Origin of the sequence: Zavarzinia sp. CC-PAN008 (genome assembly GCF_051903925.1) — a bacterium.
Classification (GTDB): domain Bacteria; phylum Pseudomonadota; class Alphaproteobacteria; order Zavarziniales; family Zavarziniaceae.
In genome coordinates this window covers 4,292,799-4,319,397 of record NZ_CP173678.1, presented here as the reverse complement: position 1 = coordinate 4,319,397, position 26,599 = coordinate 4,292,799, and the positions used below count along the sequence as shown (strand labels likewise).

The 26,599-nt window shown below is 71.2% G+C and carries 3 protein-coding genes; all 3 read left to right on the top strand.

Translation table 11 applies throughout. The features are described 5' to 3' along the window. Positions 1-385: 385 nt before the first annotated feature. Genes ACI6GS_RS20070 through ACI6GS_RS20060 form a run of 3 tightly spaced genes read left to right on the top strand, consistent with a single transcriptional unit; the run spans position 386 to position 26,596 of the window. Positions 386-2,152 carry a ShlB/FhaC/HecB family hemolysin secretion/activation protein gene (locus tag ACI6GS_RS20070; RefSeq protein WP_439815241.1) on the top strand — a complete coding sequence of 589 codons (1,767 nt, stop codon included), beginning with the start codon at positions 386-388 and terminating at the stop codon, positions 2,150-2,152. A gap of 13 nt (positions 2,153-2,165) precedes the next feature. Then, positions 2,166-23,525 (top strand): two-partner secretion domain-containing protein, encoded by a 21,360-nt coding sequence (locus ACI6GS_RS20065; protein WP_439815240.1) that lies wholly within the window; start codon positions 2,166-2,168, stop codon positions 23,523-23,525. Continuing rightward, positions 23,519-26,596: a CHAT domain-containing protein gene (locus ACI6GS_RS20060; RefSeq protein ID WP_439815239.1), complete on the top strand. Its 3,078-nt coding sequence runs from the start codon at positions 23,519-23,521 to the stop codon at positions 26,594-26,596. The genes ACI6GS_RS20065 and ACI6GS_RS20060 overlap by 7 nt, the downstream gene beginning before the upstream one ends. Positions 26,597-26,599: the final 3 nt, after the last annotated feature.

Below are 26,599 nucleotides of genomic sequence, written 5' to 3'. Positions count from 1 at the left end.
GTTGCATTCGCCTGGACGGCGCCCCCCTGCCTGCGTCGGGCGCGACCCTTGTCCCCGGCCATGGCAGCAATGTGGCCAGTCCGTGCCGCAAACGGGGCGCCGACCATCCCCGGTGGCGGATCGCGCGAACGAAATGCAGCCTGTGTGAGTCCTGCTACACATGGGCCACACTCTCTCTGCGCAAGCGACCGCTTCGCAATGGACGCTGCGTTCATGCTTGAGGATTCATGAACGCCCCTTCATCCTTTGGCCCAAGGCGCCGCCAGGGGCGCCGGGGGACAGGAGGCGCGGGCGACGGCCCGCCGCGGCTCCGCAATCCAGAGGTGTAGGCAGCCCGATAATGCAGTGCGGAGTTGGCGGCACTTTGGCCCCCCAGGCCGTTGCGATGCCGAAGCGTCGGGCTGTGCGCGCGATGCTGATGGCGCTCGCCGTCCTGGCGCCTGGCATGGCGTTGGGCATCCTCCTGCCGGAGCCGGCGCGTGCCCAGGCCGTGCCCGATGGCTTCGTGCCGCCGCCAAATCCCGTGCCGCAGGTCGCCCCGCCCGCGCCGCCGCCCACCGTCATTGAGCCGATCGTGATTCCCACGACCCGCCCCGGGCCGCCGATCGGTTCGGAAAACCTGCGCTTCGTGCTGGGCGGCCTGGTGCTCGACGGGGTGACCGCCATCCCGCAGGAGGACCTGCAGGCGCTGTGGGCCGGCGATCTGGGCAAGGAAATCGTCCTGTCCCGCGTGTTCCAGATCGCGGGCGAGGTCCAGGCCCTGTATCGCGGGCGCGGCTTCATCCTGACCCGGGCGCTGGTGCCTGAGCAGCGGGCCGAGGGCGGGATCTTCCGCATCCGCGTGATCGAGGGCTTTGTCGAGACCGTCTCGATCGAAGGCGATATCGGCCCGGTCCGTGACCTGGTCGAGCGGACGATGGCGAACGTGCGGGAGGAGCGGCCCGTCCGCCTGGAGACGCTGGAGCGCTACCTTCTGCTGGTGAACGACATTCCCGGCATCTTCGCGACATCCACCCTGCGCCCCAGCCAGACCGCGCAGGGCGGATCCGAACTGGTGGTCGACGTCACCCACATTCCCTTTGCCGGCTATGCCTCGGTCAGCAATCGCGGCTCGCGCTTCACCGGTCCCTGGGGGGCGGCCGCCTCGGCCGAGATCGATTCGCTGACCGCCTATGGCGAACGCGTGGGCCTGCTGGCCTTCTCGACCTTCAGCGACGAGCAGCGCTACGTCCAGATGTTCGGTTCCGCCATCCTGAATGGCGAGGGGCTGACCCTCTCGGCCGAGGCGTCCTATGGCCCGTCGCAGCCTGGCCTGAACCTGCGCACGATCGACACGGTCAGCGAAAGCTGGTTCTACGCGCTGCGCGTCACCGATCCGATCATCCGCACCCGCCGCCTGTCGCTGTCGCTGCAGGGCGCGCTGGACTGGACGGACGAGGGGGTGGAGAACGCCTTCTTTCGCCAGACGCGCGACCAGATCCGCGCCGTGCGTGCCGGCGTCGACTTCGAGGTGGTGGACGATTGGGGCGGCCGCAATGTCGGCTCGGTCACGGCCTCCCGGGGCCTGCGCATCTTCCAGACCGAGGACAGCAGCCGGCTGCGCTCCCGCTCGCGGGGTGAGACGGATTTCACCAAGTTCACCTTCGATGTCTCGCGCTTCCAGACGATCCACCAGTTCACCGACGACCTGCGCCTGACGGGCCTGCTGCGCGTGGGCGGGCAGTATGCGATCGACTCGCTGCTCTCCAGCGAGCAGTTCCGCCTGGGCAACACGCTGTTCGGTCGCGGCTATGCCCCGTCGGAGCTTTCGGGCGACGATGGCATCGGCACCACAGCCGAGTTGCAGCTGAATGGCAGCGCCGACTGGACCTATGCCGAGAAGACCCAGACGCTGAACTGGCAGCTCTACGGCTTCTACGACTTCGGCGCGGTCTGGCTGCGCGAGGGCGACAACATTCGCCGGCGTACGCTGGCTGGCAGCGGCGCCGGTGTGCGCCTCTACCACCCCGAGGGTCTCTCGCTCGAGGTCGAGGTGGCCAAGCCGCTGACCCGCCAGCCGGACGAGCAGTTCCGCGCCGCGGACCGCCTGGGGCGCGGGGGAAGGCAGGATTCCGATCCTGTCTTCTACATGCGCCTGAGCACCGTGTTCTGAGGTCGGGCCAGCAATGACGCGTCGCCGCCTGATCCCGTCCGTGGTCAGCCCCGCATCCGATCGGTTGCGCGCCGTGCTGGACCGCTGCACGCGGACCAGCACGTCGGGCTTCGTGCTGGGCGCGCTGATGGCGTTGGCGGTGCCGCCGGGCGCGCTGGCTAATCCGCAGGGCGGGACCGTCGTGGGCGGACAGGCGGTCATCTCCGCGCCCGTGCCGAATCAGGTCCTGATCCAGCAGCAGAGCGACCGCGCCGCGATCGACTGGCAAAGCTTCTCGATCGGCCAGGGAGAGATCACCCGCTTCCAGCAGCCCAATGCCGGGTCCGTCACGCTGAACCGCGTGACCGGCGGCGACCTGTCGGCCATTGCCGGCCAGATCGAGGCCAATGGCAGCATCTTCCTGGTCAATCCCAACGGCATCGTCTTCGGCCAGGGCGCGCAGGTTGACGTAGGCGGCCTGGTCGCCACCACGGCCGACATCCCGACCAGCGACTTCATGGCCGGGCGGGACAGCTTCTCGATCCCGTCGCCCAATCCCGATGCCCGGGTGGTGAACCAGGGCACGATCAACATCCGCAACCAGGGCCTGGGCGCGCTGGTCGCGCCCGGTGTCGAGAACCAGGGCGTGATCGCCGCGCGGGGTGGCACGATCGCCCTGGGGGCGGCGCAGACGGTGACCGTCGACCTGAACGGCGACGGGTTGATCAGCTTCGACACCGGCCAGCCGGTCCAGCAGGCGCCGCTTGGCCCCGACGGCAAGCCGGTGGACGCGCTGGTCCAGAATTCCGGCACGTTGTCGGCCACCGGCGGCACCGTGATCATGAGCGCGCGGGCGGCCAGCGACGTGGTCGCCAACGTCATCAACACCACCGGCGTGGTCGAGGCGCTGACCGTCGGGACCGAGGGTGGCGCCATCATCCTGTCTGGCGGCGACACCGGCACGGTTCGGGTCGACGGCACGCTGGACGCCAGCGGCCAGGACGCGGGCGAGACGGGAGGCAGCGTCACGGTGACCGGCGAGCGCGTCGTCCTGGGGGCGGACGCGCGCGTCGACGCCAGCGGCCAGGCCGGCGGCGGCACCGCGCTGATCGGCGGCGGCTGGCAGGGCCAGGGGCCGACCCCCACCGCGCAGACCACCATCGTCGCGACGGGCGCCCAGATCGACGTTTCCGCCAAGGACCGCGGCGACGGCGGCACGGCGGTCGTCTGGGCCGACGGCAATACCCGCTTCGGCGGCACGATCAATGCTCGCGGCGGCGAGAATGGCGGCGACGGCGGCCAGGTCGAGGTTTCGGGCAAGATCAACCTGCAGTTCATCGGCATCGTCGACGCCGCGGCCAAGCGGGGCCGGCCGGGCGACCTGCTGCTGGATCCCGAGACCATCACCGTCGTCGAGCAGGTCACCGGCGTCGATGACGGCGAGGTGAGCGACAACCTGGTCGACGAGACGGACAGCCCGGGCGCGAATTTCCAGATCAGCGCCAACGCGATCGAGGCGGCCGCCGCGGGCGGCACCCGGGTGCGCCTGGACGCGACCGGCAACATCACGGTCGATGCCGTGCTCGACATGGTCGGCGGCCTGGCACTGACTTCCTCCGGCGGCGACATCACGATCAACCAGTCGGTCGCGACCGATGCCTTCCTGGACTTCTCCGCCGAGGCGGGGACGATCACGATCAATGCATCGCTGAGCGTCGGGACCGCTTCCAGCTTCAACTTTGCCCAGTTGTCGGCCGCCTCCTTCGTCCTGGCCGACGGTGTCACGGTCGACAGCCCGAACATCACGGTCCGCGGCACGCAGGGCGACTTCGTCGTCGGCGGCGACAGCGGCGCGCTCAGCACCACGGCGCTGACGCAGCTGGTTGCAGATTCAAGCCTGGTGCTCCAGGCGGCGGATGGCACGCTTGTGATCGGCGAAGCGATCGCGGGCGATGGGTCGACCTTCACCGGCCTGTTCCTGAACGGCCTGGCCGGTGTCACGGTGGACGCCGCCATCACCCTGACCGGAACGGCGGCCACGCTGTCGATCTCCAGCAATGGCGGCATTGCGGTCAACGCGCCGTTGTCCGTCGCGTCCGCGACCGGGAACCTGTCGCTGACGGCCGGGACCTTCAACGGCTCGAACGGCGACGATCCGGCCCTGCTTTCGATCGGCGGCACTCTCGACGCCGCCGACATCTTCCTGACGGCCAAGAGCTACAGCATCACCGCCGACGTCAATGGTGAGACGATCCTGCTGGGCCAGACCGGCGGCGACCTGATCATCGGCGGCGCGGACGCGACCGTGACCGGCGCCGATATCGCCCGCCTGAACGCCACGACGAAGCTGATGATCGGCGGCGACTTCGGGGCGGGGACCATCACCGGCAACATCGTCATCAACGACGATCTGGCCTTTGCGGTCGACGCCCTGATCCTTGCCTCCAACGACCTGGTGATCAACGCGGCGATCACCAGCACCTCGCCGGGCACGGCGTCCACCGCCTATCGGCTGCACCTTGTGGCCGGCAACGACCTCACGCTGTCGGCGGCGGGGTCGGTCACGGGCACCTATGCGGTCGACCCGGACGGCTTCTTCATCGCCGTCGCGATGTTCGCCGATGGTGCGACCAACGGGGAATTCGATACCGAGGACGGCAGCGGGACGCTGACCATCGACGGCCTGATCAGCACGACCAACGCCTACCTGTCGCTGAGCGCCGCGCGCTATGACGTCAATGCCGACGTCGACATCGCGACCGGCGTGGGCCTGACCGTGTCCAAGCCGGACGACGTCTCGACCTTCATCATCGGGGGCGCGGACGCGACGATCAGCGCCGCCGACGTCATGCGCTTCGCCAGTGCAACACAGGTCACGTTCGGGTCGATCCTGGCGTCGAACGGCTCCGACCGGGCCGCCGACGAGACCGAGGTCCGTGAAGCGCTCACGCTGACTTCGGCCACGTTGATCGTGGCATCCGGTGACCTCCTGATCGACGCGGGCGCTTCGTTCACCGCAACCGGCGTGTCGGTCGACGAGTCGATCGCGACGCTGCGCCTGGGCAGTGCCAACAACACGGTGACGCTGGCCAATAGCGGTCAACTGGTCAACCTGCCGAACGGCGGCACGGTGATCGTCTCCGGCGGCGGCAATGTCTCGATCGACACCGCGCAGGACTTCTCGAACCTGGTCGGCTCCGGGATCGACGTCCAGTTCCTGGCCGGGCAGAGCATCTTCATCAACGCCGCGGTCGACCTGGGCGACGGCCGCTACCAGTTCATCGCCGACGCCCCGAATTCGGACGTCGGCGGCGACGGTGCCGGCAACATCATCCTCGCCGCCCCGATCACCCGCGTCGGTGCCGATGGCGACCTGTTCTTCAGCGCCGCCGACTACACCGTCACGGCTGCGGTCGACAATGCCGGCGGCACGATCGGCGTCGCGAACCTGACCGACCCGCTGACCCTTGGCGCACTGGGCATCCTCAACGCCGCGGAACTGGAACGCTTCACGACGACCGGCACGCTCAGCCTGGGCGGCATCGTGTTCCAGGACCCGGCGGGCGATTTCCTGGTCGCCGGCAACATCGTCGCGTTTACCACGGGAACGGCCGGTACCTTCGCGCCGGCGCTGAACGCGGGCGCGGTCGACGTCGTGTCGAATACCAACATCGTCGTCGACATTGGCGAGGTGGTCGATTTCGGCAACCTGACGCCGGGAACGCTCGTCCGCTTCCTGGGTGTCGACACGGTGTCGATCGGCGGCACGATCCTGGCGCCGAACATGGACCTGGTCCTGCATGCGGATGCCGGCAACACGCTGGTGCCGGGTACGGCCAGCGTGCCCGGCGGCCTGTTCGTCGGCGGCACGGTGCAGGCGGCGCGCGTCGCGCTGGCGGGCTACCTGATCGGCATCACCGGCCCCGTCATGGCCAGTGGCGAGGTATCGGTCGTGCCGTCGCAGGATGGCGCGACGCAGGAAATCTATGAGCCGATCACCGACAGCGACCTGCCGCCGAATCCCGTGATCTCCCCCGCCTCGCTGCAGCAGCTGAGCGGTGGCGTGGTATCCATCGGCGCGTCGTCGCTTCTCGACATGGTGACCGGCCTGCTGGTCGTGACCGAGGCGCTGAGCCTGGGCAACGCCACCCTGATGACGTCGCTGACCGACATCCTGGTCAATGCCGACATCACGGACACCGGCTTCGTGGCGCCCACCGGCGCCTATGAGCTGGAGCTGCGGGCCGGCGGTAACGTCACGATCGCCGCGGGCGTCACGGTCACGCTGGACCCGGCCGACAATTCCGCCCGGAATATCGGCATCTTCGCCGATGCCGACATCACCGGCGATGGCTCGACCAATAACGGCGCGGGCGCCGTCCAGATCCTGGGCAGCGTGCTCTCCAGCGGAGGCTATGTCGCGCTTTCGGGCGCCGGGATCTCCGTCCCCACCGGGGGCAGTGTCGTTGGCGATACCGGGATCGGCATCATCACGTCGCAGCCCGCGACTGCCGCCCTGGTCATTGGTCCCAGCGGGAACCTGCTGGCGGCCGACTTGGCGCGCATCGGCAATGGTACGGCCACCACCACCTTTGGCCGGATCGCGCCTATCGGCGGCACGGCGACGACCAACGCCAATGTCACGATCAACAGCAGCGTTGCCTTTGCCGGGCCAACGGTCGTCGCTGCCGCGACCCTGATCACAGGCGGTCCCGGCGTCAACATCACCGCGGACGGCAACCTGACGCTTGACGGGCCGGCCAGCTTTTCCGGCACGGCCGGCATCGCGGTCGATGGGTCCCTGACCTTCACCGATACAGTCGCCTTCCTGGGGACCACGACGCTTTCGGCGGGCACGACCTTCGCGTTCCAGGGCGCCGTCACCGCCACCGGGCAGGTCGTCTCGGCGACGGCTGGCGGCATCCTCAGCCTGGGCGGGTCGTTCGGGGCCAGCCAGTTGACGCTGGAGAGCACCGGCGCCTCCGTCACCGTCTCCGGCACGGTCACCGTGGTCACGGCCTTCCAGGTCACGGCAGCCACGACGATCAGCGTGGCGCAGGTCGATTCCGACAATTCGGTGGCCTTCTTCACGCCCGGCGCCATTGCCCTGACCGGCAATGTGACGGCGGGCTCGAACCTGACGATCCGCGGTCTGACCTCGGGCAGTGCCGCCGGGGCGGTCAGCCAGGCCAGCGGCACCACGCTGACCTTCGGCACGTCGGGCGACCTCTCGGGTGGCAGCGTCTTCATCAACGCGGCCTCGCTCAACTTCCTGGGCGGCCTCGCCTCCAGCGACGAACTGGCGGCCTCCGTCAACATCACCACCAGCGGTGCGCTGACCATCGCGGGCGGCATCGCCGCATCCGCGATCACCAATGCGAACTTCACCGCTGGCCTGGTGTCCACCGGGGGATCGGTCAATCTCGGCGCCGTCACCCTGGGTGCCGGTGCTCTGATCGGGACCGGCAATGGCAACGTCCAGGTCACGGGGGCGATCAGCGCCGCGGCCGGCGTTGACCTGACGGCGGCCACCGGCGCCGTGGGCGTCACCGGGGCACTCACCGCCAGCGCCGGCGCGGTCACGATCCAGACGGCGGTCGACTTCAACCCGGCCGGCACGATCACCGCGGGCACCAACCTGTCGATCGCCAGCACGTCGGCCGACCTGGCGCTGTTCGGCCTGCAGGCCGGCGGCGCCATCGCCATCACGACAAACGGCGCGGTTCAGTTCCTGGCCAATGTGTCTGCCGGCCAGGGCATCACGGTCCTGGGCGCGGGCGGAAGCGGGGCCGCGGCCTCCTTCAGCAGCATCGGCACTGTCACCTTTGGCACGCCGGGCGACAGCCTGCAGTCCAGCGTGACGATCACGGCGAATACGGTTTCGATATCGGGTGGCCTGAACACCGCGGATACCGAGGCGTTCGGCATCACCATCACGGCGCTGGCCGGGCCGGCGCTGGTGGGGACGATCGATGCGTCTGCCGTCACGCGCGGCGGCTTCAGCGTCTCGGTCTCCGCCACGACGACGGTCGATGTCGGCGCGATCAATGCCGGGGCGGGTTCGATCACGCTGGACAGTCCCAACAACCTGACAGTCAGCGGCAGGCTGGATGCCGGCGGCAGCGTGACCCTGACCAGCGATGCGGCGATCGCCCTGGGCGGGGCGGTCACGGCCGGCGGGACCGGGATCGCGCTGACCGCCGGGACCGGCGTCACGGCGACGGGGAACGCTGCGCTGACCACCGGCGCGGGCGACATCCTGGTGGATGCCGGCTCGGGCGACGCCACGCTGCGGGCGATGACGGCCGATGGCAACGTCACCGTCCGCGCCGACGGGACAATCGCCCTGGGCGGCAGCGTCGCGGCGGGGCTCAGCATCGCGCTGGGCGGCAGTTCCACCACGGTAGCGACGGCCGTCACCCAGGGCGCCGGGATACAGGCCGGGTTCGGGACGACGGGCGACGGCCAGGCCTCGACCCTGGTGATCAATGCGGGCTCCGTCGACCTGGACGGCACGCTGGCAACGCTCGACACCGGCGCGGGCGGGATCACCATCACCACCAACCCCGGCGCCCTGGCAGTCGGCACGATCGACGCAGCCGCCGTCACCAACACCGCCTTTGCCGTTCTGCTGCAGGCCCTGGGCCTGACCCCGGTCGATATCCAGGTGGGGGCGATCGCGGCGGGCCTTGGCTCGGTCACGCTGGCCACCTCCGGTGCGGTCGACGCGACCGGTGCCATTGCCGGCGCGGCGGGCATCGTAATCGATGCCGGAACCGGCATCACGGCGGCGGCGGGCCTGACCGCCAATTCGGGCGGGATCGACCTGGACGCCGGGTCGGGCGCGGCCCAGGTGGCGGCCCTGACCGCGGCGGGCGACGTGACCATCGCCGCCGATGGCGCGATCGCGCTGGGCGGCGGCGTGACGGCCGGCCAGTCGGTCGCCCTGAGCGGCAGCAGCACGACCTTCTCCGGTGCCGTCACCATGGCCTCGGGGCTTGAGCTGCGCTTCGGCACCGCCAACGACACGCTGGTGACGGCGCTGTCGGTCCTGGCGCAGTCGATTGCGCTGAACGGGTCGATCCTGACGTCTGACAACCAGGCGGGCAGCATCGACCTTCTGGCATCGGCCGGATCGGTCGCCATCGGCAGCATCGCCGCCGGCAATGCCGGACCGTTGCTGCAGATCACGGCCAGCGCGGCGGGCGGCAGCAACAGCCTCAGCAGCGGTGCCATCAGCGCCGGTGGGGGATCAGTCGCGCTGTCGGCGCCCGGGCTCCTGACGGTTGGCGGCAGCCTGCTGGCCGGGGGCGATGTCACGCTGACCAGTTCGGCGGCCGGCGTCGTCGCCAATGCTGGCATCACTGGCGGCGATATCACGATCACCGCTGCCACCGGCCTAGACGCCTTGGGCGGGCTGGACGCCGATGCGGGTGACATCGCCATCGACGCCGGCAGCGGCAATGCCGAACTGGGCCCGGTTTCGGCTAGCGGCGGGGTCCAGGTCCTGGCCGATGGCCAGATCCGGCTGAACGATGCGCTGACCGCCGGGCTTTCGGTCGTGCTGGGCGGCAGCAGCGGCGGCGATGCCGGTGCGGTCATCCAGGCTGCCACCGCCACGCTCCAGTTCGGAACGGCGGGTGACGCCACGGTCTCCACCCTGTCGGTTCGTGGCCGCAGCGTGGCGCTGGATGGCGGCATCACTACCGCGGACGACCAGCTTTCCACCATCGACATTCTTGCCGGCCTGAATTCCGTCTCCGTCGGCAGCCTCACGACGCTGGCCACCACCACCACTGGACTTGTGGTCACGATCAGCGCGCTGGGCGCCGAGGCGGAAGTGACGCTGGGCGCGATCGTGCTGGGCAACGGCTCACTCGTGGTGTCTGCCGATGGCCTCGTGCAGGGCAATGGCCGCCTGGACGCCGCCCAGGGGATCGCGGTCACCAGCATCAATGACGGGATCAGCCTGCTCGGCACGGTCGACGCCGGCGGCAACGCCGTGACGCTTGACGCCGAGACGGGCGTGGACGCCGTGGCCAGCGTGTCCGGTGGCGACGTGACCGTGGATGGCGGTGTCGGCACCGTGATGCTGGGCCCGGTCACGGCCCTTCAGGCGCTCAGCGTCCTGACCGATGGTGCGATCGCCCTGACGGGCAATGTCACGGCAGGCTTTGGCGTGACCCTGGCCGGCAGCGGCGGGACCGGTGCCACGGCCAGCGTGGTGCAGTCGGCCGGCACCAGCCTGGTGGTCGGTGCCGCCGCTTCGGGTGGCACGACCCTCCGGGCGACGGCCAGCGGCGCGCTGACCTTCGGCGGCAGCGTCGTCATCGCCGATCCCCAGGCCGATGAAGTCGTCCTGGACGCGGGCACGGCGCTCAGCCTGAACCTCGATGCGGGCGGGGTGACGGCGTCCGCGTTCCTGGTGACCCTGACCGCCGGCACGACGGCGACCATGGGGGTGATGGATTTGGGCGCCGGTTCGCTCGACCTCTCGGCGGGCCTGGCCGTGACGACGGCGGCAATCGATGCCGGTGGCGTCGTGCAGCTGGTCAGCGCCAGCGGCGGTATCGTCCTCGACGGCGCGCTCACCTTTGGCGGCCCCTTGGCGCTGATCGACGGGGGCACCGGCAACGTCACGATCGGTGGGGCTGTGAACGCGCCGGTCGGCGGCCTGGTCGTCCTGGCGGACGGGACGGTGGCGATCAATGCCAACCTCGACCTTGCGCTCGGCCTGCTGGTCCAGGGCAGCACGGTCGATGCGATGCCGGTGGCCGTCACGTCGGCCACGGACACGCAGATCCGCATCGGCCTGACCGGCGACGCCCAGGGCACCGCATTCGGAATCGACGCCCAGTCGATCATCCTGCTGGGCGACATTGTGCTGGTCGACGGCGACGGCGGCTCGTCGGTGGTGTTGACGTCCGCCACCAGCATCCTGCTGAACCAGGGGCTGGACGGGGCGGGCCTGGGCGGTGCCGGCAACCAGGTGGCGTTCGACGCCGCCGCTGAGTTCCAGGCTGCGCGCCTTGTCGATGTCGGCTCGGCCAGCCTTCTGGCCGGTGCGGGCAACGCCATCACCTTCAATGCCGGCATAACCGCCGATGGCGGGGTCGGCCTGATCAGCGATGCAGACATCGTGATCGACGGGCCGGTGACGGCCACGGCCGGACCGCTGCTGGTGGACAGCCTTGGCGGCGTCGTCATCACGCAGGCGATCACGGTCGGCAGCGTGGTCAGCATTGTCGGCAGCGGCGACATCCGCCTGGGCGGGGCGATCACGGCGCCGACCGGCCTGCTGGTCGAGTCGACGGATGGCGCCGTCACCCTGCTCGGCGCGGCCAGCGCGACAGCGGGGGAGGTCTCGATCGAGGCGGCCCAGAACGTGATCCTGGCCGACGCGATCACGGCGCGCGACGGCATCCTGGTCTCCGGCGCCCTGGGGGCCGAGGTGAGCGGCCTGAGCGGCGGCAGCATCACGGTGGACGGCGGAACAGAAGCGGCCAGCGTGTCGGGTCCGCTGGTGGCCGACACCGAGGTACTCCTGGTAGCCGATGGGGCGATCACCATCGCCGCCGACGTAACGGCAGGCGCCGGGTTCAGCGCCCGGGGCACCGCGGGACCCACCGCCTCCGCCGCCAGCGTGACGCAGGCAGCAGGCACGACCATCCTGTTCGGCACAGGTGGCAGCGGGGACCTGCTGATCCGGGGCGCCGACGTGACCCTGGCCGGTACGATCGCATCGGCCGGCAGCGCCGGTTCCACCACGATCGCGTCGCTGAATACCCTGACGATCGGCGCGCTGGACCTCACGTCGATCAGCGACACCAGCGGCACCAGCCTGGTCACGCTCTCGACCGGTGCCGACCTGCGTGCGACCGGGGCCTTGAGCCTGGGCGTGCTCGACCTCGACGTGGCGGCGCCCGGGGCGATCACGCTGGACGGCCCCGTCGAAGCCGCGAACATCGACCTTGATGCCACGGGCCAGTTGCAACTGGGCGGACCCGTCGTTGCGACGGGGACGCTGGCGCTCGCGGCAATCGCGGATGTGATGATCCTGGCCACGGCCCCCCTGTCCGGCAATGGCATCACGGTCACCAGCCGCAGCGGCAGCGTGGCGATGGCGGCGGGCGCCACCAGCGGCGCGGGCTTGAGCGTGCGCGCCGCCGGCAATGCGTCCCTGGTCGCCCTCACGGCGAATGGCGGCGACGTCCAGGTCACCGCAGGCGGGATCGCCTTGTCCGGCGCCGTGCGGTCCAGCGCCGCGGTGCGCCTCGACTCGCCCGGGGCCATCGCCATCAATGCGGACGTGACGGCCGCGACCGACGTGACGGTGCTGGGCGGTGATGGCCCCTCGACCTTCGCCGGCGCGGTCAGTCAGGCGGCCGGCACCACGATCCGCTTCGGCGACGACGGCGTCGGCGACTTCATCCTGCGCGGGACCGACGTTGTGCTGGCCGGTGCCGCCATCGCGGGTGGCAGCAGCGGCTCCGCCGATCTTGAGGCGCTGAATGCGCTGGGTATTGGCGCGCTGGACATGCGCACCATCACCGACGGCGGCGGTGGCAGCCTGGTGCGCCTCGTCGCGGGCACGGGCTTCACCGCCTCTGGCGCGATCCAGGCCGGCATTCTCGACCTCAACGTGACGGTGCCCGGTGCGATCGTCCTTGCCGGGCCCGCGCAGGCCGCAGCGATTGCTCTCCAGGGTTCGGCGATCACCGTGGCCGGCCTGACCACCAGTGTCGGCGGGCTCGTCCTGTCCAGTCCGGGGGCGATCCAGCTGACAGGCGACGTCGTTGCCCGGGGTGACGTCACCATTGCCGGCAACGCGGCGGCCAGAGTCCCCGCCGGAAGCGTCAGCCAGGCCGCCGGAACGCGCCTGACCTTTGGCGGCGGCGGCCTGGGCGACAGCCTGGCCTCCACGCTGTTCATCACGGCCGGCCTGGTCAATCTGTCAGGCGTGCTGGCGGCGGGCGACGATATCGCCGTGCTCCGCCTGGTGTCGGCCAGCGACCTGACGCTGGGCGCACTCGACCTCAGCCTGGTCACGGATCCCGGCAATGGCAGCCTGATCGACCTGAGCACCGGCGGCGCCTTCACCGCCTCCGGCGCGCTGGATGTCGGCGCCCTTGCGCTTGCGGTCAGCGCCGCCGGCGACATCGACCTGGGCGGTGCGATCCGCGCCGCCTCCGTCGACCTCGCCTCCGATGCCGACATCGTGCTGGCGGCCATGGTCACGGCTCCCGGCGGGATCAGCATCGCCGCAGGCGGCCTGGCCGATGTGTCTGCCCTGGATGCCAGCGCGGGCGACATCAGCGTAACCGGCGCGGCGATCACCACGCGGGGCGCCATCCTCGGCGGTCAGTCGCTCAGCTTCCTGTCGGACGGGGTGATCAGCTTCGGTGCCGATGCGACCGCGGCGTTGGACCTGACTGTTGCCGGGGCGGGCGGCGCGACCACCTTCGCCACCGCAGTGAACCAGTCCGCCGGGACGGTGCTGCGCTTCGCGACCGGCGGGGACGGGGCGCTGATCCTGCGCGGTGCCGGTGTTTCCCTGGCCGGGCTGCTGGCGTCCGCTGGCACCAGCGGGACGGTCGATGTCGAGGCGACGGGCGACCTTGGCCTGGGGGGCATCGACCTCGGCTCGATCTCGGATGACACGGGGGCGAGCACGCTCCGCCTGGCCGCGGGTGGCAACCTGACGGCCTCTGGCGCTATCGATGCCGGAGTCCTCGACCTGGTGCTCAGCGTGCCCGGGACCATCCTGCTCTCGGGTCCGGCCACGGCGAATGCGATCCAGCTTCAGGCCGCAGCCGTGACGGCGGCGGGGTTGAGCGCAACCGGTGGCGATGTCGTCGTGACCTCTTCCGGTGACATCGTCCTTGGCGCGGTCGACACGCCCGGCAACGCGCAGATCGAGGGCGCATCCGTCGACCTCCAGGGCGTGCTGACGGCGGGTGGCTCGATCCGGCTCACGGCATCCAACGGCACGGTCGCGATTGGCGCCGACCTGACGGCCGGTGGCGACCTTAATATCACGGGGCCCGGCGGCAACACCTTCGCCTCCGCCGTGACGCAGGTGGCGGGCAGCACGATCCGCTTTGGCGGGGACCTCTTCGTGCGCGGCGGCACGGTCACGCTGGCGGGGGCCATCCTGTCGACGGGCACGGCCGGTGGCGCGGATATCGAGGGGCAGGCCGGCCTCAGCGTTGGCAGCATCGACGTCTCGTCCATCCTGGGCGGACCTGGTCAGCTGCGGCTGGCGGCCGGCGGTCCCGTGACGGCCAGCGGCGCGCTGAATGCGGGGGCGCTTGCGCTGGTCGCCAGCAGCGCCACGGCGATCGACCTGGACGGCGTGGTGACGGCCGCGAGCCTCAACCTGTCGTCCAGCGGTGCGATCGCGCTGGCGGCGGTGGACAGCGCCGGGGACGTGGCGATCGTCGGCGGCACGGTGGATCTGGGTGGCGCGCTGACGGCGGGCGGCTCGGTCGTGCTGCAGGCGTCCAATGGCACGGTCGCGATTGGCGCCGACCTGACGGCCGGTGGCGACCTCGATATCACGGGGCCCGGCGGCAACACCTTCGCCTCCGCCGTGACGCAGGTGGCGGGCAGCACGATTCGCTTTGGTGGGGACCTCTTCGTGCGCGGCGGCACGGTCACGCTGGCGGGGGCCATCCTGTCGACGGGCACGGCCGGTGGCGCGGATATCGAGGGGCAGGCCGGCCTCAGCGTTGGCAGCATCGACGTCTCGTCCATCCTGGGCGGACCTGGTCAGCTGCGGCTGGCGGCCGGCGGTCCCGTGACGGCCAGCGGCGCACTGGATGCGGGGGCACTTGCGCTGGTCGCCAGCAGCGCCACGGCGATCGACCTGGACGGCCCGGTGACGGCCGCGAGCCTCAACCTGTCGTCCAGCGGCGCGATCGTGCTGGCGGCGGTGGACAGTGCCGGGGACGTGGCGATCGTCGGCGGCACGGTGGATCTGGGTGGCGCGCTGACGGCGGGCGGCTCGGTCGTGCTGCAGGCGTCCAATGGCACGGTCGCGATTGGCGCCGACCTGACGGCCGGTGGCGACCTCGATATCACGGGGCCCGGCGGCAACACCTTCGCCTCCGCCGTGACGCAGGTGGCGGGCAGCACGATTCGCTTTGGTGGCTCGCTGTTCGTGCGCGGCGGGACGGTGACGCTGGCGGGGGCCATCCTGTCGACCGGCACGGCCGGTGGTGCGGATATCGAGGCGCAGGCCGGCCTCAGCGTCGGCAGCATCGACGTCTCCTCCATCCTGGGCGGGCCTGGCCAGCTGCGGCTGGTGGCCGGCGGTCCCGTGACGGCCAGTGGCGCGCTGGATGCGGGGGCGCTTGCGCTGGTCGCCAGCAGCGCCACGGCGATCGACCTGGACGGCGCGGTGACGGCCGCCAGCCTTAACCTGTCGTCCAGCGGCGCGATCGCGCTGGCGGCGGTGGACAGTGCCGGGGACGTGGCGATCGTCGGCGGCACGGTGGATCTGGGTGGCGCGCTGACGGCGGGCGGCTCGGTCGTGCTGCAGGCGTCCAACGGCACGGTCGCGATTGGCGCCGAGCTGACGGCCGGTGGCGACCTCGATATCACGGGGCCCAGCGGCAACACCTTCGCCTCCGCCGTCACGCAGGTGGCGGGCAGCGCGATCCGCTTTGGCGGGGACCTCTTCGTGCGCGGGTTGGCGATCGACCTGGCCGGACAGATCGTGGCAACCGCCTCCACCGGCAGCGTGGACATCGCCGCCCAGGGAGCGGTGAACCTCGGCTCGCTCGACCTCTCGGCCATGACCGATGCCAGTGGCGGGGGCGTGCTGGAGCTGAACGGCAACAGCCTTGGCGTGGCCGGCGTCCTGAATGCCGGGGCGCTGGCATTGGACGTGGCAGTGGCCGGGACGATCGTCCTGAACGGGCCGACCACGGCCGCGTCCATCGCGCTGTCCGGCAGCGCCCTGACACTTGGCGTGCTGACGGCAACGCAGGGCAGCATCGGGCTGGCGGCGGTGGGCACCATCGCGCTGAACGGCGATGTCGCGGGCCAGGGCGACGTGGTCATCGCGGGGATCGGCACGGCACCGGCCGGAGCGGTGACGCAGGCTGCTGGGACCACGCTGCATTTCGGCCTGGGTGGGGCGGGCGACGCGGCGGCCTCCACCCTGGACATCCGGGCGGACAGTGTGGCCCTGGCCGGGGCCATCGTCGCGGCAGACGATGTCTCAGTCATCCGGATCGCGTCCGGCAGCGACCTGACCCTGGGCGCGATCGATGTCGGCGCGGTCACGGTGCCGGGCAATGGCAGCCTGATCGCGCTGCAGACGGCTGGCGCCTTCACGGCGACCGGGGCGGTCGACGCGGGTGTGCTGGCGCTGTCGATTGCCGCTGGCCAGGGCATCACCATCGCCGGACCCGTCGCCGCCGGCAGCCTCGCCCTGACGGCCGGCGCCGACATCGTCCTGGGCGCTGCTTTGACGGCACCGGGTGGCATCACACTCGACGCAGGCGGCCTGGCGAGCACCGCGGGCCTCTCCGCCGCGAATGGCGACATCCTGGTCCTGGCTGGAAACATCCTGCTCGGCGGCCAGGCGACGGCGGGTGGCGCGATCGGCCTTTACAGCGCGGCCGCCATCACCCTCGACGCCAGCCTGACGGCGGGCGCCGACATCATCCTGGCCGGGCGTGGGGCAACAGGGACCCCCGCCGGCACGATCACCCAGGCGGCCGGCACGACGCTTGCCTTCGGCGCGCGGGGCAGTGGCGACTTGCGCGTCGTCGGCAGCACTTTGAGCCTGGCCGGCGCGCTCGTCGCCCTGGGCGCCACCGGCTCCATCTCGCTGTCGGCGACGGGCGACCTGGCGCTGGGCAGCCTCGACGCGCGGGCACTCGGCCCGGGGGCCGGCACCGGCGTCTTTGCCGTGGCGCTTGGCAACCTGGCGGTCAGCGGCGCGGTCCTGGCCGGATCGCAGTCCCTGCTGCTGGGCAGCAATGGCACCCTGACCCTGGGCGGCCGCGTGACCGGGGGCGATATCCGGTTCGACGTCGCCGGCCCGATCACGGCGGCGGGTGCCATCGAAGCCCTGGGCACGGTCACCATCCAGGCCCTGCAGGAGGTCCGGCTCGCCCGGGTCCAGGCCCAAGGGGCGATTACCGTCAATGCGGGCCAGGGCGACCTGGCGGTGAGCGGGAGCCTGGTCAGCCTGGGCGACGGCGTCACCGTCACGGCGGCAGGCTCTCTCGACTTCACGGGAAGCGCCGATGGCGCGCTCGTCGCGCTGGAAGCCGGCAACGCGCTGCGCCTCGTGTCGGGCTCCAGCCTGACCGGCGGCCGCGTGACACTTTCGGCCGGGGCGTCCATCGCGCTTGGGGGTGAGATCGACGCCACGGCGATCGCGGTCAGCGCCGTCACCGGCGTCGTGACGCTGTCCGGCACCCTGTCCGCGGGCACCAGCCTGGACGTCGCTGCGGCCACCGTGCTCCAGGATGCCGGCTCGATCATCCTCCTGGGCTCCGCCGGCAGCGGTGCCGCGGCCGGCCTGCTGATCCAGGGTGACACGATCGCGCTGAACGGCACGCTGCGGGTGGTCCACGACCGGGTCGCGGTGCTCCAGATCATCAGCAGTGGATCCCTGGATCTTGCCGGGGCGGACCTGACCGGGGTGGCCCTGGGCACGGATGGTGGCCAGGAAAGCGCCCTGGTGCTGCGGGCTGGCGGCCCGCTCACGGTATCCGGCGACCTGGCCCTTGGCTTGGCGGCGCTCGATGTCCTCGCCGGCGGGGATGCGACGTTGGCGGGCGCGGTCGATGCCGCCCGCATCCGCCTGTCCCTGGGCAGCGGCACCCTGTCAACGGGGGCCTTGACCGCACGCGGGTCGATCGCCGTCACCGGCGGCACAACCCTGACGCTGGGCCCGCTGGTCAGCCGCAATGCCGACATCGACGTCAGCAGCGCCGGCAGCATCAGCCTGGCCGACCTGGACGCCGGCGGGAATGTCGGGATCGCGGGCGCCGTGGTGCGCCAGACGGGAACAATCCGCTTCGGCGCGGCTGGCGCCGGCGATGGCGCGACGTCCACGCTGTCCGTCAGCGGGGGCAGTGTGGTGCTGGGCGACATCGTCCTGGCGGACGAGCGCTCGGCCGTCACGCTGTCTGCCGATGACGGCCTGGCCCTCGGCGCGGTCGCTTTCAGCTTCGCTCCCGGGGCTGTTCCGGCGGTCACCTTTGCCGTGCGGGCAGGGGGCACGCTGGACCTGAACGGAACGCTGGACGTGGCGCAGGTCGCGCGCCTGGAGATCGAGGCCGGCGGCGACCTCAACATCAACGGCCGGCAGACCCTGGCCCAGGGCGGACGTTTCTTCGCCGGTGGCACGCTGACGATCGCCGCCGACCTGGTCGTGTCCCGCGGGCTTGACCCGCTTGCGGCGCTCTTCGCGGCCAATGCCGGGATCGTGGTCGATGGCAGCGTGACGATGGTCGATGGCGGGGCCGGACCCGGGACCGCCATCCTGGCCTTCCATGCCCTGGGCGGCGACCTGGTCGTGAACGGCGACGTGCTGGCGGGCGATGCCCGGACATCGGTCGACCTGTTCGCCGACGGCACGATCCAGGTCAACGGCGCGCTGACAACGGCCACGCTGACGCATGGCGGCTTCAGTTATGCGTCCGCGTCCGGTGATCTGGCCTTCGCCCGCGAAGGCGGTGGGGTGCTGTTCGGCGGCATTGGCAGCGATGCCTTCGTCCTGGGCAGCGGCGGCAGCATCGTCTTCGGCGCGGGTGGCGGCGCCATTCGCATCGCGGCGACCGACATCACGATCAACGGCGCGGTGACGCTGGCGGGTGCTGTCGCGGGGCTGTCCCTGGATGCGACGCGCGACCTGACGCTGGCCAGCGCGCTGGACCTCGTGGCCCTGGACAGCAACGCAACAGTGGTGCTCAGCGCCGGCCGCGCCCTTCGGGCCACGGCGATCTCGGTCGGTGGCGCGCCGCTGGTGATGCAGGCGGGAACCGACCTGGTGCTGGATGGCCAGGTGACGGCGGCCGGGCTGGTGTCGCTGCGCGGCGACGCGATCGCGATCCGCACCGGGGTGGCGGCCGCCGGCGGCCTGCTCGTCAATGCGGCGGGAGCGCGCCTGGTGGCGGGGGCGGGCGGGACCATCGACGCGGCGGCGCTGGGGCGCCTGGCGGGGACCAGCAGCCTGGTCCTGGGCCGCAGCCTGAACGCCGATGGGACGTTCAGCACGGCGGCCGAAGTGACGGTCGCCGGCGCCGTCGACCTGGCGTTGCAGACCCGGATCGTCGCGACGGACCGGATCGCCGTTGACGGAAGCCTGTCGATCGGCGCGGTGGCGCCCGGCAGCACCTTTGCGCTGCGCCTCGAATCGGGCGGCGACATCGCCCTGAACGGCGGCATTTCCGGGGCGCTGGACGGCGGCGCCATCGATGTCTGGGCAGCCGGCGCGATCGGCGTTGCCGGCCTGCTCGACTTCTCCAACCGCTCCGGCGGCGATGCCGCGCGCAATCGTGTCAGCCTGCTGGCGGGGGGCGACGTGGTCGTCACCGGCACGATCCTGTTCGGCACCGGCGGCCTGATCCAGGCCGATGCGACGCTGGCCCTGGCGACCGGCGTCACGGGGGCCGCGGACGGCGTCGGCACGCTGCGGGTCGAGGGGGCGGTGGTGGGCACCGTCGCGGGGGTCGACGGTTCGGTCAACCTGTCGGGCGCGCGTATCCAGGTGCCGGGCCTGGTCACCGCCAGCATGGTGAACATCACGAGCAGCGGCGCCCTGCTGGTCGTCGGCAACGGTGCCGAGGCGACGCTGACTGGTGCCGACATCGGCAACATCTCGGGCCGCGAGGTCAATATCGGGGTCCAGGTCCTGGCCGGGCTGCCGGGGCCCGGCACGCAGCGGGTCCAGGACCTGCTGGTGACCGGCGGCGTGGCGATCGAAGCGCAGGCCCGGATCCTGCGCCTGCTTGCCGCGCGCGACGTGACGGTGGACGGCGTGCTGAACCTGACCGGCGCGGTCCCCGACGTCATCCTGGCTGCGGGCCGCGACGTGCTGGTCAATGGCATCCTGACGACGACGAGCGCCCGGCTCTCGCTGTTCGCTGACGACGGCTTTACGGCAGAGACGTTCGGCGCCAGCTTCCAGGACGAGGTCGGCGACGTGCGCGTGGCCGGCGACATCAGCGCCGGCGGGGACATCGCCCTGTCCGGCAGGCAGGTGCGGATCGGCGGGCGGGTCAATGCGCTGGGCCGGATCGGCGTCGTGACGTCGGGCCTGGGCCTGACGACGCTGGGCGGGACCGCGGCAACGGTGGACGAGGCCAGCCTGGCCCGTGTCCTGGCTGGCGGAGGCGTCTTCATCGGCCAGGTCCAGAGTGCGATCGGGCCGCGCACCACGGCGTTCGTGACGGTCACCGACGATGTGACGCTCGCCAACCAGACCGTGCTGATCGCGCTGCAGGACATCCTGGTCGATGCCGCGCTGGTCGATGTCGGCACCACGGCCGGGCCTGGCGAATACGAACTCAGCCTGATCGCCGGCCGCAACATCCGGATTTCGACGACCGGTTCGGTCACCCTGGCCCCGACGGACGGGTCGGCCCGGAACCTGGGCCTGTTCGCGGATGCGGCGATCGACCTGCCGGTGGGCAGCGTGGCATTGCCCACCCGCGACGGCGTCGGGCGCCTGCAGGTCGACGGCGCGGTGACGGCGCAGAACGGCTATGTCGCCCTGTCTGCCGCAGCGTTCGGAATCACGGCGGACGTACGCGGCGATGCCGGCGTCGGTGTCGTCTCCTCCCGTCCTGAGCTCGACGCGCTGGTGCTGGGCGGCACGGGGGCCACGATCGACGCGGCCTCCATCGCCCGGATCGCCAGCCCGAAGGTCGTCAGCTTCGGCGTCATGCGCCCGCTGGGCGGTGCCCAGGTCGCGAACTTCGACACGCGGGTGGGCGGTGCGGTGGCGTTGGGTTCGGCGACAATCCTTTATGCCGACCGCACCCTGGTCATCGACGGCGCGGTCGCCGCCAATGGCGTCAGCACCACCGCCGGCATCGCCCAGCTCCTGGCCTTTGGCCGGCAGAGCCTGACCGTCAACGCGGGCATCAGCGCCGCGTCCGGCGGCGGTCTGGTCAACCTGTGGTCCAGCGGCACGATCGCGATCAACGCGGCGCAGGACTTCACCAACCGCACGGGGGCCGGCGACGGCGTCCATATCCAGGCGGGCGGCGACATCGCGGTCAATGCCGACATCGCGTTTGCCGGACTGCTTTCGATTGCCGCCGACACGACCGCCGGGTTCGTCAGCGGCTGGATCCAGCCAGCCGACGGCGTGGGGACGCTGCGCCTGTCGGCCGCGATCACCGGCACCGGCAGCCTGCTGCTGCTACAGGGGGCTGACTTCGTCGTGGATGCCGGGGCCCTGGCCCAGGCTGCGAATATCGACATGGCCGGTTCGATCGGCGGGCTCAGCGTCGGCGGCGCCGCGGGGATCCTGTCGGCGATCGAACTGGCGCAGGTGCGGGCCACGAACCTTGTCCTTGGGGCCTTGCGCTACGAAAGCGAGACGTTCCGGGGCGACAGCCTGGACGTGGTGGGTGGCTTTGCGCTGGACCCGGGCACGCTCAGTGCCCGGCTGGTGGCCACGAACGACATCACGGTCAGCGCGACGAGCCCGATCACCGGCCTGACGGCGGCGGCCGAACTGGTCCTGGCGGCCGGCGGCGACATCCGCATCCAGGCGGCGCTCAATGCTGGCGTGGCCCAACTCAGCCTGCTGGCCGATGATGGCCTGACCGGAATTGGCCCCAGCCTGGCGGACGGCGCGGGCGGACTGTTCATCGATGCCGACGTCACCACCCAGGGCCTCCTGGCCCTGTCGGGCGCGGCGATCCAGGTGAACGCGACGGCCACCGGCGTCGCCGGCATCGGCATCGTCGGCTCCGGCCTCGACATGACGGTCGCGGCCGGCGGCACGGTCGATCCCGGCGCCTTCGTGCGGCTGGTCACGGCCGGCCGCGTCCTGCTGGGCCAGATCACGACGATGGGCAGCACGATCACGGCGCGCGATGTCGCGATCGCCGCCGCCACTGTGTTCCAGGCGACGACGACCATCCTGGCGGCGCGCGACATCAGCGTGAATGCGGCCCTGGTCAGCCTGGCCAGCGGCGCGCCTGCCGGCTTCTATGACCTGCTGCTGCTTGCCGGTCGCACGATCGAGGTGGGCGCCGGCGGCAGCATCCTGCTCGATCCGGCGGACGGCAGTGCCCGCAATCTGGGCCTGTTCGCCGATGCCGCGGTCCCGGGCACGGGGATCGGCGCCGATGGGTTGGGCAGCCTGGTGCTCGCGGGCGCCGTGCGCGCGGCCGGGGGCTACCTGTCGCTTTCGGCCGCCGACTTCCTGTTCACGGCCACGGCGACGGGCGATGCGGGCGTCGGTGTCATCACCTCCCGTCCCGGCAGCGATGCGCTGAGCCTGGGCAGCGGCGGGGTGATGGACGGCGGCTCCGCCGGCTTCCTGCGGAGTCCGGCGCGCATCAGCTTCGGCCAGATCGTCCCCATTGGCGGCGCCGCGGTCAGTGTCGCCAACCTGGTCGTCGGGCCCATGTCGCCGCTGGCGCTGAGCACGGCGCTGCTGGATTTCACCGGCGACCGCGTCACGGTCAATGCGCCGCTCAGCATCCTGGCAGCCGCGGGCACGGTGCGCCTGTCCGCCCTGGACGGGGAATTGTCGATCGCCGGCAACGTCACCACGGCGGGCGCCGACCTGGTCCTGGCCGCGAGTCTGGGCCCGATCCTGTTCGACGGCACGCTGATCAGGACCGCGGGCGGGGACCTGCTGCTCACCGGCGACATCACCTTTGGCGCCGCCAGTGCGCGGCTGGCCAGCCTGGGCGGCAATGTCCTGTTTGGCGGGACGACGCTGGCCGACGACCTGGTGATCGACCTGGGCAACGGCACCGCCGTCACCAATGCCGCCGGGTTCATCATCGCGCGCTCGCTGACCGTGATCGGCACGGGCGGCAGCGCCGACCTGCAGGGCATCATCAACGGGGTCGCGGGCCCGGCGGCCGCGATGCTGGTCGACCGGCCGGGTGGCGCCAACGCCGCCTACCTGTTCAATGGGTGCCCCGTCGTATCGGGCTGCGTCACGCCGCCGGAGCCGCCGGTCGATCCAGTGGACGAGTTGCCGCGGACCTATGACCCGACCACGCGCCTGACCCTGCCGGTGGGTACGGGCCCCGGCCAGACGCCGGGCGAGGTGAGCTCGATCGTCGACGCGCTGATGTCGATCACGCCCCCCGTCGTGCTGCCCAGCAAGCTCGACCCCAAGGTGGAACCCGACTTCCGCTCCTCCAACCTGGGGGACAACGACCAATGGTAGGGGTACTGCGTCACCTCGTCCTGGCATCGGCCGCGTTGATGCTGGCCGGGGCGCTGGCCGGCTGTGGCGCCGTCACCCGCGCGATCGTCGAGAAGGACACGGTCGAGGGCAGCATCGTCCTGGGCGCCAACCTGGCGGGTGAGGCGTGCACCGGCCAGAAGACGACCGGCGACGGCCTGCTGGACGGCACGAGTGAGGCCTATGTCGTGCGCTGCGGCGACTGGGAGCAGCCAAGCGGTCGGGTCTTCGTCGCCAACGGCGTCGGCGGCTCGCTGGAGGCGCTGGAGGCCCAGGTGACGGGCGGCCCCTTACGCACGTTCCTGGATCCCCGCATGACGTGCGACCCGGTCGAGCGTCGGACCCTGATGAGCGGGTTGCAGGCGGCGGTGGCGCAGTGCCGGCTGCTGCGCGGTGGCTGGCCGGCCATCGCGTTCGCGGTCGAGACGCGCGGGCGCCTCTACCTGGCGCAGGGCATCCCCGCGTCCCAGCCCGCGCTGGAGACCGTGATCCTGGTCGCCAGCGGCGAGCAGCGCGCGGTCCGGGCCGAGGATGGCGGGATCGAGGCGCGGATCGCCCAGGCCCAGGCCGCCACGTTCGGCGCCGGCGACCTCAAGGCCTATTACAACCTGTTCACGGTGGGCGCCTATTACGACGCGGTCACCCGGTTCGAGGCGGCGGAAGCCGCCTATCGCGAGGCGCTGGCCATCAACCAGCGCCTGGTGGGCACCGACGTGCCCGGCAACGCCGATGCCGCCATGCATCTGGCGCTGGAACTGTCCAACCAGGGCGAATACGACGACGCGGAGGCCCTGTTCAAGGCCAGCGAGGGCTGGCTTGCCAACCAGCCGGCCTCGACCGAGCAGGCGCGCCTGCTGTCCTACCGCAGTTTCCACGCCGCCAACCAGAAGCTGAGCGATCGCGCGCTCGACCTGGCGCGTCAGGCGTCGGATATGCGCCGCCGCCTGCTGGCTGAGCGCGAGCAGGAAAGTGTCGGCGACGACTATGGCGGGCTGATCACGACGGCGTCGCCGGGCCTCGCCACCAGTTCGTCTGTCGCCGCCCTGAAGGTCGAACTGGCGCAGAGCCAGTACGCGGAGGCGGCCCTGCTGTTCAAGCAGGGCAAGGTCGCCGAGGCGGACGCCGTGGTGAAGGACGCGCTGTCCCTGCTGGAAGGGCAGGGGCACACGCCGGAATGGTGGCCGCCGCGCTATGTCGAGCTTGAAGCCGACATCCAGGAATCCAAGGGCGACCTGCCCCTGGCCGAGACGCTGCGGCGACAGGCGGCCGATGACTGGCGCCTGCTGTTCCGCGATTCGCGGCGGCAGGGCCTGAACGGCCTGGCGCTGGCACGCATCGTCGCGGCCCAGGGGCGCACGGCGGAGGCGCTGCAGATCGGGCGGGAGGCCCTGGACGGTGTTCGCCGGACCAACCAGGGCCTGAAGCTGGAGGACATTTCCGGCCACCTTGCCCTGCTGAAGGCCGATGCCGACGCCCACCCGGAGCGCGCGGTGGCCCTTCATGACGAGATGCTGGAAACCCTCTCGGTGGTGCGCGAGGGCGTGACCGCCAAGTCGATCGCGCTGGCGACGGCGCGCCTGTCGAGCGGCGACCGTGCGGTGAGCGGTCTGATCCGGCAGAAGCAGGATATCGACCTGAAGCGCTATGCCGCGCAGCAGGAGTTCAATCGCCTGGTCGCGATCGACCCCCAGTTCCGGGACGCCGCGCTGGTCGATGCGACGCGGGCGCAGATCCAGGCCCTGGATTCCGAAACCGCCGACATCGAGCAGGCGATCCAGAGCGCGTCGCCGGAATACGGGCAGCTGGTCGACCTGCCGGTGCGCGCGGCCGAAGTCCGCGGCCTGCTGCAGCGGGACGAAGCCGTGGTGATGCTGACCATGGGCGTCAGCAATGGCTGGGTCATGATCGTGACCAGCGACGAAGTCGTACCCTATCCCGTCGCCATTTCCGGCGAACAGGTGCGCGACCTGGTCCGCAACCTGCGGGCTGGCGTCGACATCGGCAGCGACGGCAGCCTGTCGCCCTTCGACGTGGCCAGCGCCCATGACCTGTACCGGACGCTGTTCGGCCCCGGCGAGGCGGCCCTGGCGGGTCGGGAGCGGCTGACCCTGGTCCCGTCCAAGGACCTGCTGGTCGTGCCGCTGCAGATCCTGGTGACCGAACCACCCCCGCCGATCCAGGGCCTGGACTATCGCCAGGTCGCCTTCATGGCGCGGTCGCATACCCTGTCCGTGGTGCCGTCGTTGCGCTCCTATGTCGGCCTGCGGACACAGGCCGGACGGTCGGCAGCGCCAAAGGCGCTGGTCGGCTTCGGCGACTTCGTGCCCGGGCAGGTGACCCAGTCGGTGGCGATGACCCGCGATGCCCGCATGCTGCGCAGGAGCAGCAGCGAGTGCCGCGACGACGCCGACGTGCTGAGCCAGATGCCCGCCCTGCCAGGCACCAAGTCGGAACTGGAGACGATTGCCCAGGTCGTTCCCGGCGCCGGCACCGACCTGGTCATGGAGGGGGACTTCACCAAGGCGCGGCTGAAGTCGATGGCGCTGGACCAGTACCGCGTCGTTTATTTCGCGACCCATGGCCTGCTGGCGGAGGATCTGGCTTGCTGGCGCCAGCCGTCGCTGGTCCTCAGCACGCCGCCGGGGGGTGCTGCGTCGCCCGCCGACATCCTGCTGGACGCGGGCGAGATCCTGGACCTGAAGCTTGATGCCGACCTGGTCGTCCTGTCGGCCTGCAATACGGCGGCGGGCAATGGCGAAGCCTCGGGCGAGAGCCTGTCGGGCCTGGTGCGCTCGTTCCTCTATGCCGGGGCCCGCTCGGCCGTCGCGTCGCACTGGCCGGTGCCGGACGAGTCGACGGGCGCCCTGATCCCCGGCATCTTCCGGGCCTATGAATCGCACATGGACCAGGGCTATGCCGCGGCGCTGGCGGCATCCCAGCGCCAATTGCTGGCCCGGGCCGGCGCCGACCTGCCCGTCGACTGGTCGCACCCGCTGTTCTGGGCGGCCTTCTCGTTCGTCGGCACCAATGCGGGCGGTGCCGTCGGCGGCTGAGCC

Coding starts and splice junctions, on each gene's coding strand:
- ACI6GS_RS20060 (WP_439815239.1), top strand. CDS start 23,519: ATGGTAGGGGTACTGCGTCACCTCGTCCTGGCATCGGCCGCGTTGATG.
- ACI6GS_RS20065 (WP_439815240.1), top strand. CDS start 2,166: ATGACGCGTCGCCGCCTGATCCCGTCCGTGGTCAGCCCCGCATCCGAT.
- ACI6GS_RS20070 (WP_439815241.1), top strand. CDS start 386: ATGCCGAAGCGTCGGGCTGTGCGCGCGATGCTGATGGCGCTCGCCGTC.